Raw genomic sequence first — 15,276 nt, forward strand, 5'->3', positions numbered from 1 at the left:
GCTAAGCGGCCGCCGTGGGGGCCGTGCCCTGGTCCGTGAGGGCTGCCATCTCTTCGAGCATGGTTCGCAACAGCCGGTCTTCCAAGTCGGCGTAGGCAGGATCGCCGGCACGGTTGACCAGTTCCCCGGGGTCTTCGCCGTGATGGTAGAGCTCTGAAATCCCCGTGCCGAAGTAGCGGGTCAGCCTGCCCTCAGCTGTGATAACTGTCCGCATCCGGACAGGTCCCGGCAGTCCGTCCAAGCCGAATGGTTGTTCTTCCTCCACCAGGAGCGAGTCCCGATGACTCTCAGTCTCCCCCTGCAGCAGGGACACAAGGGAGCGTCCCTGAATGCCCCTATAGCCTTTGGAGCCGGTGAGCTCAAGAAGCGTCGGGGCTAGATCCGCGCTGGAAACCAGAGCCTTGGTACGCCGCGGCAAGCCTCCGGGAAGGTGCACCATCAACGGCACATTGGTCACCGCGCGGTAATGGACAAAATGTTTGAGCATGAGGCCGTGGTCACCAAAGAGATCTCCGTGATCGCTGGTGAACACCACAATGGTGTCCTCGGCCAGTCCCTGGCGATCCAGCTCATCCAGGATTCGGCCGATGTGCTCATCCATCATGGTGATCAGGCCATATTGGGCGGCCGCCGCGAACCTGTACTGCTCCTCCGTAGCCGCCCACGTCATGGTGGGGTCCATGTTCGGCTCGCCCCGGCGTTCGATCATGTTCCTCACGTGCGCAGGTGAGGAGGCGTGGTCCTGTTCGAAACCCAGCGGCAGTGGCAGGTCCTCTGGATTGTATAGATCTGAATAGCCTGCCGGGGGCGAGAACGGATGATGCGGATCCGGGAAGGAGACAAACATGAAGAAGGGCTGATCCTGCCCTGCGGCATCCTTGAGGTGTTCAATTGCTTTCTCGCTCACATAGCTTGTGGGGTGCATATCGGCCGGAACAGCCGTCTGGTACACCTGATCCCAGCCGCTGTAGGTAGCAGAGGAATTTGACGGACCTCCCAGCGATTCGGGATCAACGCCGCGCTCCCGGGCCCAATGGACGTAGTGGCCGCCGGGCCGGTCACCGTGACCGATGACAAGGTCCACGTGCTGGTAGCCGTAGTAGTCCGCGGGCAGCGGTATGAAACGGGCGTCATGGGCCTCCCGGTTTTCCCACTGATCCCAACCCGGGCTTAAGCCCTGACGCCGGGCATCGCTGGTACCGGGGTCCAACAACAGAGGGTCCGTGGACAGGATCTCCTCTGCCTGGTGCGGCTCAAACTCCCACCCCATGTTCTGGTGATGGAGCTTCCCCACGCCCACTGTGCGGTAGCCACCTGCCCACAGGGAACGCGGAACTGTCTGCGTCAATGGATCCAAAGTAATGCCGTTGCAACGGGTGCCGTGTGCAGAAGGCCAGCGTCCGGTCACCAGGCTGGCACGGTTGGGCATGCACGTGGGGTTGGCCACCGTGGCATTGTCAAAAACCACGCTCTTGGCTGCGAGAGCGTCCAGGTTAGGCGTCTTGACTGTGGCGTTGCCTCCGAAGCCGAGGTGGTCGGACCGGAGCTGGTCCGCGATGATGAACAGGATATTGGGCCGGCGGTTCCCAGCCGCCGCTCGCCGCCCCCTCATGCGGGCCTCTTAATGAGGGACAGTACTTCGGTTCGCTGCCGCGCAAATTCCGGCAACGAACGCGTAGTGATTTGGTCCCGTGGTGCCGGCAGGTCCACGTCCACCACTTTGAGGACGCGGGCGGGCCGGGAACCGAGCACCACAACACGATCAGCCAGGTAGACGGCCTCATCGATGTCGTGGGTCACCACCAAAATAGTCATGTTGAAGTCTTTCCGGATCTTCAGGCACAGATCCTCCAGATCAAAGCGGGTCTGCGCGTCCACGGAAGCGAAGGGCTCGTCCATGATGAGGATCTCCGGCCGATACGCCAGCGCCCGGGCAATCGCCACGCGTTGCTGCATGCCGCCGGACAACTGCCACGGATACTGGTTATGGGCATGGGAGAGTCCGACGGCGGCCAAGGCACTGTCGCAGCGCTCCTTCAGTTCCGCCGCGGGCAACTTGAGGTGCCGCAAGGGAAGGATCAGGTTTTTCCGGACGGTCAGCCATGGCATGAGCGAGCGGTTGTAGTCCTGAAAAACCAACGCCATCTCCGGCGGTGGGCCGCTGATGGTCCGCCCGTCAATGGCTGCACGTCCGCTGCTCGCCGGATGAAGGCCGGCCAGACATTTCAGGAGAGTGGTCTTTCCAACCCCTGACGGGCCAACTATGCAGACAACTTCGCCGGCGTCCACAGTGAAAGTGAGATCTTCAATGACTGTGTGTGATTTTTCGCCGCTGCCGTAGGTCTTGGCCAGATGCGCCACGTCCAGCCGAGGGGTGGTCGCACTGATGCGGGTTTCTGGTTGCTGTGCCATGGTGGACTTTCTGTTGGGGATGGGGAGGGACGGGGCCTGCCGGACGCTCATGCTGCACGCGCCATGCGACGGGATCCGATGTACCAGGACAGGACCTTGCGCTTGAGCAGGCTGAACAGCACGTTGACCAGGAATCCGATGACACCCAGGAGCAGGATGCCTGCCCACATGTCAGCGGTCATGAAGCTCTGCTGAGCCAGCAAGGTCATGGCTCCGATGCCCTGGGAACTGCCCAGCATTTCGCTGGCGATCATCACGATGAAGGCCACTTGAAGGCTCACTTGCAGTCCTGAGAAAATTTGGGGCATCGCTGCGGGGAGGAGGACATTGACCACGCGTTCCTTACGGCTGAACCTGTAGACCTTGGCTACGTCCAGGAGATCGTTGCTGACGCTCCGAATGCCGTCCACTGTGGCGATCATGGTGGGAAACAACGCCGCCAAAGCGATGCTGGTTACGCGCATCTGTGTACCGAAGCCGATCAGGGAGATGAAGATCGGCACCAATGCCACTGGAGGAATTCCACGGAGGAAATGGATCAGGGGATCGATCATCCACCGGACCGGAGGAACCAGTGCTGTGGCGAAGCCCAGGGCAACCCCGGCCACCGCTGCCATGGCGAAACCCAGGAACAGGTTCCCCAAGCTCAGGAGGACATCGGACTGGAAATGCTCAAACAGCCACAGTTCCTGGAAGCGGACAAGGATGGTTTCCAGCGGCGGGAAAAAGGGATCGGTGGAGTCCGCGGAAAGGAACCACCAGATGATCAACAGCAGCACAGGAGTGCCTGCTCCGATCACCCAGTTTCGGATTGCGGGGTTTCTCATCAGCGCACCACTTCCCGGTAGGACTCATGCCAGTGCAGGACCCGGCGCTCGGCCAGCCGGGTAGCACCTTGAAACAACAGACCCAGGACGCCGAGGACAATCACCAGGGCGTAGAGGCTGGCGTAATCACCCGCCGCCTGTGCTTGGTAAATGCTTTGGCCCAGGCCCGGACCGCCGCCAAGAAGGCCGGCCACCACGGTGACCACCAAGGCAGCAGGGGCCGCCACCCTCATGGCAGTGCCGATATACGGCATGGCGCTGGGCAAGACCACCCGAGCCAGAATCTCCCCCTGGCCCATGCCGTACGAGCGGGCAGTATCGCGTGCCACGGGGTCGGTTCCCTGAACGCCGTCTACGGTCTGCATGACAATAGGGAGCAGGCATCCGAAGACCACCAGGAAGAGCGCCATCTCAGCAGTGGGGCCAAGTACCAAAACGGCGAGGGGAAGAATAACGATCGGGGGAACCGGCTTCAGGAATTCCAGGACAGCCAAAGTGGCGTACCGAACTGATTCGAAGCTGCCTATGAGCAGTCCCAGGACCACCCCCGCCAAGGCTGCCATAGCCAGCGCGAGCAATGCGATGGCAAGCGTGGCGCCCAGAGCGGACCAGAAAGTGCCTGTCCCCAGAATGGTCGCGAGCGTGGCAAACACCTCGGTAGCCGATGGCAGGGCATTTCCTGCTGCCTTGGCCACAGCCAACACCTGCCAGATGACCAAGGCTCCCGCTATGCCCAGGGCACTGAACGCATAGGGACGGATAGATGCTTTCATGATGAATCTCCCATGGTGCTTCCGGCCTACTTCCCGAAAATAACGTCAGCCGGCAGCTTCACCGGTTCACTCAGGAATCCGAGCTCGGCAAGGTTCTTATTGGCACGCTCAATGTCTTCAATGCGGACGTCTTCGGGCCAATAGTTCACGGCACCGGACTTGACCACGTCCAGGTCAGTCTTGGTGATCTCGGCACTGAGCTGCTGCGCTTCATCAACGTGCGCATTGGCGTAGGCGTTCGCCTTGTAGATAGCGGCCCTGAAACCCTGCAACGCCTTTTCCTTGGACTTCACCGTGTTCGCCCCGGCCACCCAAAGGCCAATGGCGCCTTGTTCAAAGAATTCGACGCCGGGCGAAGCCAGGAGCCTGTTGCCCTCCGCGGCGGCCTTGGACGTGAACGGGGCCACGAGTGAGGCAGCATCCACCCGTCCGGAATTCAGGGATTGGAGTGCAGAGGAAGGATCAAGGACCATCCAGTTCACCTTGGCGGGATCGCCGCCGTCGTCCTTGACCAGTTTGCTGACAGTGACCTCCAGCTGTGCCTTGCGCGCCGGGACGCTGACGCTCTTTCCCTCCAGGTCCTTGGGCCTGTTGATGGTTGACCCCTGCTGCACCAAAAGTCCGGTGTCATCCACCCGGAGCAGGTCAGTGCCTTCACTGGCACCGTCCTTGTAGCCGTCGGCTGCGGCAATGATCTTGAGCGGCACGTTCTGGCTCAGTGCATTCAGCAGCGGAATGGAGGGCGTGTACGTGAGATCAATCTGGCCGCTCTGGGCCGCAGCAATGCCGGCCGGAGGGTTGGCAATAACAGAAATCTCCACATTGAGACCCTGCTCCTTGAAGTAGCCCTTATCAGCTGCAAGCCGGATGCCCGCGTCCGAACCTATGCCGATGGTGCCCACCTTCAGGGTGGTGGTCCCGTCCGCGGCGGGGGCGGCGGCCGGGCCGGAACCCCCACCGCAGGCGGCCAACGTCATGGACAAAACTGCGGCCAGGGCCAAGGGAATAGTGCGTCGCATGGTGCTCCTTGAATCACGAAAGGTTGGAAGGGAAAAGTTGTAGCTGATGGGGTGGACTACGTTGATGGGTGAGTTAGCCGGATTGGTGAACTACCCGGCCACCGCTGAGGGTGAGCCTGACCTCTGTGTCCAGGAGTTCTTCAATCTCCTCGTCCACGGGCCAGGGCTTGGAAAGCAAACACAAATCCGCCGTCATGCCCGGGGTCAAAGCACCCTTGAATTGCTCCGCATGGTCCTGCCAGGCCGCGTTGACGGTCATTGCCATCAATGCCTGCAAGCCGCCGATCCGCTCCGGGTCCCGCGGGTTGCCTGGCTGCGAACGAGTGCCCCGGCGAACAGCTGCCACCACTGTGCGGCGCCAATCGGCACTGGTCACGGGGGCATCCGAGGCAAGATTCAGACGGACTCCGGCCCCCAGCGCCGATTGCAGGGGCTGGTGCTTGGAGAAGCGATCCTCACCGAGAACCTGCCGCATGATGTCGCCGGCTTCTTGCCGGATAAGGGGGTTGGTGCTGTAACCAATACCCTGGGACGCCATGGTGTGAAGTGTTTCGGGGTCCCCGAAGGCCCCGTGGATGATGTAATGACGGTTCTCCGACCGCCCTGAATCCCCGTTGCCGCCATCCCCTGCGGCGATGATCGCTTGAACTGCGGCAGCGGTGGCCGCGTCCCCCGTGGCGTGAACGCCCGCCTGCAGCCCGGCGTCATTGATCAGCTTCAGGATTTTATGCAGCTCCGCAACCCGCTGGGCTTCGCTTGCTCCTTGGATCACCAGGCTGCCGTGCGTACATGCCTTCCCGTAGGGCTCGCTCATCCACGCGGTTCCGCTGCGGGGAATTCCATCGGCGAAAATCTTGACGCCCGCAATCCGCAGTTGCTCCGGACTGATGCCACGGTCCAAGTAGGCAGCGGACAGCCCGCTGCGCAGTCCTGCCTCAACCGCGCGCGAGTTGGCTCCCCCTGTTCCCGCGAAGAGCATCAGTACGTTGATTCGCAGCGAAAGTTGCTTCGCCTCGGCGAGGTCGGCCAGCAACTCCAGTGCCGCCGTCGAACCCGCACCATCCATGAGTCCCGCGCACGCCGGCCCCAGGCCGGGATCGGTGAGGGAGGTGATGCCCAAGGAATGCAGTTGCTCTTGGAATGCCAGCAGAGCAGGGCGCAAGGTTGATCCGGGGACCGGCGGCATTGCCCGCGAGAGAAGTTCCATGGCTCCGTCCTGGAGCAATCCTGTGGGAGTGCCGTCCGAGGACCTGGCTACGACGCCGCCGTCAACATCTGGCGTGGCGGCGTTAATACCGGCCCTTCTGAGCGCTTCGGTGTTGGCCAGCAACTGATGGCCGGTGCTGTCGAAAGCCACCACGGGCGTGTCCGGCCTGACATTGAGCAAGAACCCCTGCGCCGGCCCCAGCAGGGCTTCGTCCCACCCGTGGGCGCGCACCCAACCATCCTCCCCCGCCGGCGCTGTTTCCAGGACGTCGACGACGGCAGCCCAGTGGGGCGCCACGGCGGGTTCCAAGCGCACATACCCAAAGGCGGCCATGGCTGCCGAGACAAAGTGCAGGTGGGCATCGTTGATGCCTGGAATGACAGCTCCGCCTGCAGCATCGATCACCTGCGTGGCAGGGCCGATCCTCCCGCTTACGCCCCGGTGGCCCAGCGCGGCAATGCGGCCGCCCGTGATGGCGACGGCGTCGCTCACGTGATGTGGTGCCGCCGGATCCATGGTGTGGACCCTGGCGTTCGTGATCACCAGATCAGCGAAGTCTCCCATAGCTTCTCCTCAGTTCGCCGCACCAAATGTGATGCAGACAACGTTCCTGAAAGAAGTATGTCGCTTGACTGGGTCACTTGACTAGGTTTTGGCGTAAAATTTCTTTCACGGGAGTTTTCCGCCCCCGGCACGGCCATAACGGCGTCCCGGCGGATAGCGCCTACGATCAATGGGAACGCTGGGTCATGACCGGATCACCAAGGTGGCTGAACACGATCGTGGGCCCGTGACGTTCATGGAGGACTGAAAAGAAGAAGGTGAATGAATGGCCAGGGTTCCCGCCGAGGAAAGGCGGCTGCAGTTCGTCGAAGCGGCGGCAAGGGTGATCGCCCAAGATGGCCTCGCCTCTGCAACCACGCGACGAATCGCCACCGAAGCCGATGCCCCGCTTGCCGCACTGCACTATTGCTTCCGGAGCAAAGACGAACTTCTTGAAGAGGTTTACAACTTCCTCAGCAGGGACTATGCCAAGGCATTGGAGCCTGTGGCCGATCCAGGAATGGGATTACGGCACATGATTGGTGCCCATGCACGGCGCATCTGGAGCCGCATGCTGGATAATCCGCATGAGCAGGTCACAACGTTCGAACTGCTGCTCCGGCGGTTCCGCGTAGAAACCGAAGACCAGCCTCAGGCCTTGCTCATGAACCGCTCCATGTACGACGGCTGGGTCAGCTCAACGTTGGAGCTGTTCCGTGCCGCCGCTGACGCCGCCGGAGAGCCCGTTCCGGACAACCTGGAAGACATCACCCGCTTGTTTATTTCAGGGATTGACGGCATCAGCATGCAGCATTTGGCCGACCCCAACGACGAACGGTCACTGCGTTTGGTGGAACTCATGGCCGTTTCCCTCGCCGGAGCGCTCCATTACGCCTGAGGCCTGCGCTTCATCACCAAGGACGTAAGAACACCTAGCAACAAAAGGCCTGCCGCTGCGGCCACGGACACCACGAAAGCCGCGCCCGATCCCTGAGTTTGAGCCAACTGCCCGGCCAGATAGGAGCCCAGTGCAGTTCCGGCCACAATTCCGCTGGCCAGCGCCGTCATCACAGTGGCCATCCGACCTGCCGGAGCCACAACACCGCCGATGCTGAAGACAGTCACCATCACCGGCCCCACAGGGATGCCCAGTATCAGCAAGACAAAGACCATGGGCCAAATGCCTGCCGGGAGAAGCAGCAGAAGCGACAAAACGGACATCGCCAGCGCCGCGGCAACCCAACGGGAAGCCAAGCTGAACCGCTGCGGCCAGAATGCCACCGAAAGTGCCGCCACAGCTGAGCTGAGGCCCATCACGGCATACAGAATTCCTGCGATCTCAGCCGTGGCGTACTGGGCCGAGAAAGCACTGAGCGCATTCTGTGTGGCCCCGAAAAAGGTACCCATACACACCATTGCAACCACCGGAACGGCTACAACGGCCCCGGCCCAACGGTTACGTCCCCGGGACGTCGCTTCGCCCGGTTGCTCACTAACCAATTGTTGGGCGCCCGAAGGCACGACGCCGGCACGGGCCTTGCGTGGGGCCGGCATCACTGCACGCTGGCTGGGGTGGACCGCAAAGGCAGGAACCAAAGTGATGGTCATGACCGCGGCCAACGCCAGCGGCAACCATGGTGCCACCATACTGGCCAAGACGCCCACCAGGGCGGGACCCAGGACGAACGTGACCTCGTCTGCAGTACCTTCATAGGACAGTGCGGTGTCCAGGTCAGCCCGGTTGGCGGCCACACTCTTGCCGCCGTTGGCTGCAGATAGGTTGCGGGTGGTCAGCGCCATCCACCGGACACGGGCCATGGGGCCCACTTGGGGACAGCTGGCGCCAGCGAGAAAAGCGGCAATGAGGACTCCAACCGCCTCGCCCACAGAACCGTAAGTGGTGGTGAGGTATGCAGCAGCAAGGAGCCCTGCCACAGCAAGGGTGTTGATGACTGCTGCCACCATCAGCACAATCCGTTGGCCGGCCCTATCGGCCAAGGACCCCAGCACCGGAGCGCCCAACGCCGAGCCGATGCCTACGGCGCCGGCTGCCATGCCCCCGATTGCGTAGGAATGGCTGACGGCTGTCACCAGGGTCAGGGTGCCCACTGTCAGCATGGCCAAGGGAAGCCGGGCGAAAAGTCCAAGGGGCAGGAAACCAGGTCCCGCCAATTCGGGAAGCCGCGCGAAGCGGCCTGGCAAGCGTGAGGGGCGTGAGGGAGCCTGCGATGCGGGCTGTGAAGCTACAGAAATTTTATCCATTAATCCGGGTTCGCTAAAGAATGCGCATCGTCCCTCCTCCCGATGCGCGCGACCCGGTGTAACGGTTCAAGTCTATCGGATACGGCTCAGGCAGGGACAGCTTCGGAAATCTTCACGCTGGAACCGTGCCTTCCCTTGATGACCTGAAGCTGGTTGGTGATTCGCTGCTTCATCTCCGCGACGTGACTGACAAGACCAACTACCCGGCCGCCGTCGCGCAGTCCTTCCAGGGCATCCATCACTTGCTCCAAGGACTGGTCATCCAGACTGCCGAAGCCCTCGTCAACAAACAACGTCTCGATGTCCACACCACCGGCCTCCTGCTGGACAACATCAGCAAGACCCAGTGCCAGGGACAGCGACGCCATGAAAGATTCACCGCCGGATAGCGTCGAAGTGTCCCGCCGCTGGCCTGTCCACTCGTCCACAACTTCAAGCCCGAGGCCCGATTTTGCACCCCTGGCAGCCTTGGCGTCCGTGTGCTCCAAGGTGTACCTGCCATCGCTCATGGCCACGAGCCGTTCGGAAGCTGCAATGGCCACCTGTTCCAGCCTTGCTGCCAGGACATAGGTGTTCAGGCTCATCCTGTAGTTGTTATCTCCGGATCCCCTGAGAGTGTCCGCGAGTTCGGCCAGCAGATGTGCCCGGCTCCTTGGTTCCCTTCCGGCTTCGGCCAAGGTCCGGTACTCCTTCGCCAACCGGGCAACTGTATCCGCGGACTTTCCGGCAAGTCCGGCCGACAATGCCTTGGCCCGAGCGTCATCCGCAGCGTGGGACGCGAGAATCCGTGATTCAGCAAGTGCAGCCTCCGCCAGCGGAAGTTCACTCCTGGCTGCCTCCTTGGCAGCAAGGACAAGGTCCTCACCGGCAAACAGCTCATCCAGTCGGGACGATTCAGCCTCGAAATCTGACAGGTCTTTCTCCAGGCCCACAACGTCCGCTGGTGACAGAATCTCACGCCGGGCTTCATCGGCTGTGGTGAATCCGGACTCCGTCAAGGCTTTTCCAAGGGAAGCGGCCGCGTCTTCACCTGCTTGTTTTGCCTGATCAAGGTGACGCTCTGCATCCACGGCTTCCTGCAGAAGCTTCCGCTCAGCCGTGAGCGCCTCCAACCGCTCACGCAGGCTTGGGAAGCCCTCCCTCAGGCCGGCAAGTTCTGCTTCGAGGGCATCACACTGCTCTTGCAGCAGCTGAACTGCCGAAGACGCCTGAGCCGCTGCGTTTGCGGAACCATCATGATCTTGCTGCACCAGCGCGATCCGCTTGCCGAGGGCTTCGTGCCGGGCGCGAAGCTTCTCCAACTCCTCTGCAGCTTTACGTGCTGCCGCAACAGCTTCCCGGGCGGATGCCCTCTTGGCCCTGGCTTCAGCGGCATCCGTTGAACCACCTTGAGCAACCAAACCGGCGAGCACCTGCGCTGTGGAGGAAAGCTGCTCAGTGAGGCGCCCAAGAGCTTCCTCGCTTGCCTCAAACCGTTCCTTGGCCGCTTCCTCGTCCTGTGCGAGGGAGAGGGCTGATTGCACGGCCGCGGCGGGTTGGGGATGCTCTTCGCTTCCACAGACGGCGCAGGGCTGACCGCTCCGGAGCGATGCAGCCAGCTCCCCGGCTGCATTGGCCAAACGCAGTTCACGGACATCAAGCCATTGTTGGCGAAGGTCCTGCGATGTGCTGCGTGCTTGGAGGTGCTTCCTGGTAATCCCGTCCAATTCCTCGCTGACGGTGGCGTGACGGGCAACAATCTCCACCAACTCGGCGGCTTCGGCAGCTTCCCGCTCCAATTCCGTGAGTTTGTCAGCCAAAGGCTCCAGGGGCTGGATTTCCAACTCCACGGTGGAGACGTCCAGGCGCAACTGTTCCAGGACCGAGGCCGACGCCGCAGCGGAAGCCTGGTGATCTGCCACATCATCACTCATAGTGGCCAGACGGACTGCGATGGCCTCCAAACGCTGTTCATCGGGGAGCCGCGCCTCAAGGACCGCGGAGTTGGCTTTGATGGTTTCAAGCGCCATGCCCGGGTTTGCCGCCTCCAAGCCCGCTGCTCCGAGCTTCCCGCGGACGCCGGCAACCCGTACTTGGGCGGCTTTCACCTTGCTGGCTGCAGAATCAACCGCTTCCAGTTGCCCACTGAGAACGGCTGCCCTCCGGTGCTTTGCGAGCATCTCCTTGTTCTCCATGGCCCGGGGTGCTGCCAGCTCAAGCAGCACACGCCGCTGCGTGGCAGCACTGAGCCGGCCATGCCTCAGGGACTTCTCCTGGGCATCCTGGAATTGTTCCATAAGCCGGGTAGAGACGGACTCTGCGTTGGCAGCCTCATCCTGCCGGCGCTTCCACTCGGCGAGCACTTCTGCTTCCACTCCGGACAGCCAAGCCTCAGGTTCCTGGCCAGGCTGCGGTTCTGACTCCCGCTCTGGCTCCCCCAGAGCAGAAGCGGCAGCTGCAGGAAGATCCAGCTGATCCTGCTCTGCGGCAACCCGGTCCAGCAGCAGCTTCAGTTCCGAGGCATTGTCCTGCACCGCACGGGTGGCCTCGGCGGCTTGCTGCAGAAGTTGGCGTTCCACCGCTTCAAAACGCTGTGTACCAAACAATTTCTGGAGGAGGTCCAGGCGGTCGTTGGCTTTGGACCTCAGGAAAGCCGCGAAGTCGCCCTGTGGCAACATGACCACCCGGGTGAACTGCTCCCGGTCCATTCCAAGGACGTCCGAGAGCTCTGCACCCACCTCATCATTCCTGGAAGACTTCTCTTCCCAACTTCCAGCCACGCGTTCCCTGAGGAGGGTCTTGGCCTGCTGGGTGGTGAATCCATTGCGGCCACGGGCGCTGGGCCTGTCCCACGCCGGGGACCGCGTCACTTCAAAATGGCGTCCTCGCGCAGAGAATTCACAGACGACCCGAGGCTCCACGCCCGGCGCCGCGTGATCGCTGCGTAGTCGCTTTCCTTCCTGGCGGGCTCCGGGAACGGAGCCGTACAGGGCGAAGCAGATGGCATCGAGAATGCTGGTCTTTCCGGCCCCCGTAGCTCCGTTGAGAAGAAATAGACCCTGGGCACTCAAATGGTCAAAGTCAATGTGTTGGGGCGTGGCGAAGGGTCCGAACGCAACGATGTCCAAACGGTGAATTCTCACTGTGCGGCCTCCTGCAGGCGGACAGCTTCCAGGGCATCGCGCAGCGCAGCTTCCTCTGCCTCGTTTGCGTCGCGGCCCCTAACATGTTCCAGGAAGCCGCAGCAGACTCCGAGGTCGTCCTCTGCCGCGGCCAGGCGGTTGCTGTAACTGGTGGAGGTCCGCGCTTGGGCACCTTGGGGATCGAAGGAGAGCACCAGGGTTTCCGGGAAACGGGCACGCACCCTGTCCATGGCCTGTGCAGGCCGTTGTGCATCCGTGAGGGTGATCTGGCAATAGGCATTCTCTGCCCATGCATGTTCATCGCTCTCCAGGAGTTCTTCCAGAGTCCCCCGCAGGGTAGCCAGCGCCTTGGGGGCTTCCCAGAGGACTTCTTCAACGGCTACCGCGCCGCCGGCATTGAGGTCCACGAGCCATGCACCTTTGTGGTGTTTGGCTTCAGAAAATGAATAGGCCAGGGGCGAACCGGAGTAGCGGACATGAGGGGCCAGCTCCTGCCGCCCATGAAGGTGACCCAGTGCGGTGTAGGCGAAGCCTTCAAAGAGATCCAGCGGAACCGCGCCCAGACCACCTATGCTCAGGTCCCGTTCGCTTTCTGAGGTGACGCCTCCACTGGCAAAAGTATGTGCGAGGACTACCGGGTAAACCGGACCGGACTCCTGGCGTTTCTGAACATCCTTACGGATCCGCTCCACGGCTGCCTGGGTGACATCAAAGTGGGTGGCGTTTTCAGCCCCCAACCGCTCAGCGACGAGCCGGGGTTCAAGGTAAGGAATTCCGTAGATAGCCACATGGCCAAGCCCCGTGCTGCCCTCCTTAGGGTCATTAACCCCCAGAGGGAACAACACGGGTACGTCGAGTTCCTCAACGTGCGTCCTCAAGTGGACGCCCCCACGTTCGAGCAAGCGCGAGGCGAAGCCCAGCCTGATGGCGGAGTCGTGATTGCCGCTGGTCAAAACCACCGCGGCCCCCGCCTGCGTGATGCGCACCAAGGCCTCATCAAGAAGTTTGACCACATCCAGCCCGGGCAAAGCGCGATCATAGACGTCCCCGGCAATCAGCACGACGTCAACTGAGGCGGATTCCACCAGCGCTACCAGCTGGTCCACAAAGTTGCGTTGGGCGTCCAGCATGCCCACGCCGTGAAATGACCGGCCAAGGTGCCAATCGGAAGTGTGAAGTAACCGCATATTCCCAAGTTAACCGCCGGGCACCGACATTAAAGCGCAGGCGAGCCGTCCGTCGTCGAGCCCGTAGGGTTTATTTGCCCTTTTTACCGTCGAAGAAGTCCCTGGCGTCATCATTGACCGGACCAGCTTGCACAGCCCGGGAAGGAACAATGTCAGGTTTTCCAGCGGATTCCTGAACCTCGATCTCCTCCACCGGATCAATAGTGGCATCGAAGGAATCGTTGACCCCATCGCTGCCACCCAGGACATCCGCAGGCGCAGAAGCTTCAGCGGATGACAGGCCCTGGAAACCACGGAAGGCAAGGCCGGCAAGCGCCGCACCCATCAGCGGGGCTACCCAGAAGAGCCACAGACCCTCCACAGCCCAGGATGAACTGAAGAATGCCTGGGCCGTAGCGCGGGCCGGGTTAAAGGGAAGGTTCCCCAGGACTTGTCCAAGCTGCAGCAGAACCGCCATTGACAAGCCCACAGCGAAGGGCGCCATGGCAGGTACGGCCCGGCGGCCCGCTGTCGCACCAAGGAACACAGCCACAATGAGCGCTGCACCAAGGACCTCTACCAACAGAACTCCAGCCAGCTGGGTTTGGGCGGCGGCGTGTTCGCCAAAGCCCGGCGCAACGACGTCGAACGCGGCCCTGGCGTCCTTGAGGACCGGCACCGTGCTCACCACAAAGTAGATCAACGCAGCACCAATCACACTGCCGATGATTTGCGCCGCCAGGTAGCCCAAGGCCGCCACGGCCCGGATTCGGCCGGCGATCAGATTGCCCAGGGTGATCACGGGGTTGAAGTGGCCTCCCGATACATAGCCGAAGGCCAGCATGGCTGCCGTCACTGCAAGGCCGGTCGCAAGAGCTAGAGGCAAGGGGGCGGCGCCAGGATTTGAAAAGATCCCGACTCCCACAGCAACGACAACAACGAACATCGATCCCAAAGCTTCAGCAGACAGCCGGGCAACGAGTCCCGGCTGGGGTTCTGGTGTGGCCTGTACAGATGGGGTCATGTCCAATGAGTCCTTACGGTTGGTGTGAATGCCGGCTAACCAGCGTGCGCAGCGCTCTGCCGCCGATGATGGCAGGGCCTGATCTGAGTTCGGGGCAGTAAGTATTTTGTCAGCAATGAGTATCTTGTCAGCGGAGTCTGGACGCTTGCTGAATACTGCCCTTGAGCCTATCCTCCCAAAGCAATAGCTGCCATGGCAGTGGCAGCCAGTCCCACAACAGCCAGCGTGCTGACCAGGATGAGTTGGGCAGATGCTGCCTCGTTACCGGCGTGGAGTTGCCGTGAGCGAACCCACACTACCGATGCCAGCACAACAGTGGCTGCAGCAGCCATCAGGGCGCAGATCCCCTGGTAATCCAGTCCGGGAAGGCCGGTCATGAGATTGGCGGTGGAGGGTTCGGACGTCAGCCAACTGCGCCAAATGAAGAGGTCCACCACCACCAGGGAAATCAGAGTCCGGCGCCAGGCCAAGGTGGTGCGTTCGGGCTGGAGCCCGGGATCGCGCACTTCCATCCCTAGCGCGCAACCAGGATCAGCACGGCAAAGGCGAAGGCAGCTACGGCCACCACGATTGTCATGAACAGCATGACCCGGGAGAATGGGAGCGCCTGGTCATTGCGCATGGCCGCTTCCATCTGACCCCAGCGGCGGTACGAAAGAACAGCCAGTCCGGCCCCTACAAGCGCGAGCAGCACACAAAGGATCAGGCGGACGGGTGTGGGAGCTATGTTGGGCGCCAGCTGGTCCACCGCCACCGCGCCTGCGAGCAAGGCCAGGGAAGTGCGGATCCAGGCAAGGAAAGTACGTTCGTTGGCGAGAGAGAACCTGTAGTCAGGGGTCTTGCCTGTTCGTCGCCAAGCAGGTTCTCGCAAAATGTCTCCAGGATTTCTCAGTTGCCGGCAGCTTCCCCACCATATCAGCG

At 61.9% G+C, this 15,276-nt stretch carries 13 protein-coding genes; 1 reads left to right on the forward strand and 12 read right to left on the reverse strand.

What is annotated here, in order from left to right:
* Window position 1: 1 nt before the first annotated feature.
* From ABI796_RS11960 to ABI796_RS11985, 6 genes are all read right to left on the reverse strand, one after another.
* A complete protein-coding gene (locus ABI796_RS11960) occupies window positions 2-1,612 on the reverse strand; it encodes a sulfatase-like hydrolase/transferase (RefSeq protein ID WP_141282629.1) in 1,611 nt (536 codons plus the stop codon).
* Entirely contained in the window at window positions 1,609-2,463 is an 855-nt protein-coding gene (locus tag ABI796_RS11965) for an ABC transporter ATP-binding protein (RefSeq protein WP_141282627.1), read from the reverse strand. Before ABI796_RS11965 ends, ABI796_RS11960 begins: the two co-directional genes overlap by 4 nt.
* Window positions 2,460-3,239, reverse strand: a complete 780-nt coding sequence (locus ABI796_RS11970; protein ID WP_141282625.1) for an ABC transporter permease — start codon at window positions 3,237-3,239, stop codon at window positions 2,460-2,462. The genes ABI796_RS11965 and ABI796_RS11970 overlap by 4 nt, the downstream gene beginning before the upstream one ends.
* Entirely contained in the window at window positions 3,239-4,012 is a 774-nt protein-coding gene (locus ABI796_RS11975) for an ABC transporter permease (RefSeq protein ID WP_141282623.1), read from the reverse strand. The genes ABI796_RS11970 and ABI796_RS11975 overlap by 1 nt, the downstream gene beginning before the upstream one ends.
* A gap of 26 nt (window positions 4,013-4,038) precedes the next feature.
* Window positions 4,039-5,031, reverse strand: a complete 993-nt coding sequence (locus tag ABI796_RS11980; RefSeq protein ID WP_141282621.1) for an ABC transporter substrate-binding protein — start codon at window positions 5,029-5,031, stop codon at window positions 4,039-4,041.
* Window positions 5,032-5,104: 73 nt separating this feature from the next.
* Window positions 5,105-6,802, reverse strand: coding sequence for an amidohydrolase (locus tag ABI796_RS11985; protein WP_141282619.1), 1,698 nt, complete (start codon window positions 6,800-6,802; stop codon window positions 5,105-5,107).
* Between the two features lie 265 nt (window positions 6,803-7,067).
* Here ABI796_RS11985 and ABI796_RS11990 point away from each other — a divergent pair, with 265 nt between their 5' ends.
* Window positions 7,068-7,679 carry a TetR/AcrR family transcriptional regulator gene (locus tag ABI796_RS11990; protein WP_141282617.1) on the forward strand — a complete coding sequence of 204 codons (612 nt, stop codon included), beginning with the start codon at window positions 7,068-7,070 and terminating at the stop codon, window positions 7,677-7,679.
* Here ABI796_RS11990 and ABI796_RS11995 read toward each other — a convergent pair.
* The 6 genes from ABI796_RS11995 to ABI796_RS12020 all read right to left on the reverse strand — a co-directional run bounded on the left by ABI796_RS11995 (window position 7,670) and on the right by ABI796_RS12020 (window position 15,226).
* Window positions 7,670-9,043: an MFS transporter gene (locus ABI796_RS11995; RefSeq protein WP_141282615.1), complete on the reverse strand. Its 1,374-nt coding sequence runs from the start codon at window positions 9,041-9,043 to the stop codon at window positions 7,670-7,672. The genes ABI796_RS11990 and ABI796_RS11995 overlap by 10 nt on opposite strands.
* An 86-nt stretch (window positions 9,044-9,129) precedes the next feature.
* On the reverse strand, window positions 9,130-12,165 hold the full coding sequence (locus ABI796_RS12000) for an AAA family ATPase (protein ID WP_141282613.1): 3,036 nt from the start codon (window positions 12,163-12,165) through the stop codon (window positions 9,130-9,132).
* Entirely contained in the window at window positions 12,162-13,352 is a 1,191-nt protein-coding gene (locus ABI796_RS12005; protein ID WP_141282611.1) for an exonuclease SbcCD subunit D, read from the reverse strand. Before ABI796_RS12005 ends, ABI796_RS12000 begins: the two co-directional genes overlap by 4 nt.
* Before the next feature lie 70 nt (window positions 13,353-13,422).
* Window positions 13,423-14,355, reverse strand: coding sequence for an aquaporin (locus tag ABI796_RS12010; protein WP_141282609.1), 933 nt, complete (start codon window positions 14,353-14,355; stop codon window positions 13,423-13,425).
* A 167-nt stretch (window positions 14,356-14,522) separates the two neighbouring features.
* Entirely contained in the window at window positions 14,523-14,867 is a 345-nt protein-coding gene (locus ABI796_RS12015; RefSeq protein ID WP_141282607.1) for a DUF202 domain-containing protein, read from the reverse strand.
* Window positions 14,868-14,869: 2 nt separating this feature from the next.
* Window positions 14,870-15,226 (reverse strand): YidH family protein, encoded by a 357-nt coding sequence (locus ABI796_RS12020; RefSeq protein WP_170224880.1) that lies wholly within the window; start codon window positions 15,224-15,226, stop codon window positions 14,870-14,872.
* Window positions 15,227-15,276 lie beyond the last annotated feature (50 nt).

This window comes from Paenarthrobacter aurescens (assembly GCF_041549525.1).
Taxonomy (GTDB): Bacteria; Actinomycetota; Actinomycetes; order Actinomycetales; family Micrococcaceae; genus Arthrobacter; species Arthrobacter aurescens.